Here is a 340-nt window from a genome sequence, read left to right as displayed (position 1 = left end):
GCCTCCCGGCCGTCAGACGGCGAGCGGGCGCGTCAGTGGAACTGGGGGACGATGAGGTAGATGCCGTAGAGGACGGTCGCGGCGCAGACCACGAAGCACACGATCGCCAGGGCACGGAGACCACGGACGGCGCCGGTCGAGCCTGCCGGGTTGGGGAAGCCGGCCGTGGCGGGGCCGATCGTGCCGTCGTCCTTCACGGTGAACTTGCCTGCGCGGGTGTCGGCGGCGCTCCAGAAGCGGAGTCCGACCGAGTACACGGAGACGACGAAGCACGAGGCGACCACCGCGACCAGGGCCACGGTGAGGAACGCGAACCAGTCGATGCCCATCAGCGTCGTCC

The 340-nt window shown here is 70.3% G+C and carries 1 protein-coding gene; it reads right to left on the bottom strand.

The genetic code is table 11. The features are described from left to right. Positions 1–32: 32 nt before the first annotated feature. Positions 33–340 (bottom strand): hypothetical protein (locus tag BIU98_RS19355; RefSeq protein ID WP_217635677.1); only part of this gene is annotated, 308 nt, incomplete at its 5' end.

It is taken from the genome of Curtobacterium sp. MMLR14_010 (genome assembly GCF_001865015.1).
Classification (GTDB): Bacteria; Actinomycetota; Actinomycetes; order Actinomycetales; family Microbacteriaceae; genus Curtobacterium.
The sequence above is the reverse complement of the archived record's forward strand: the minus strand, read 5'-3'. Positions and strand labels throughout refer to the sequence as shown.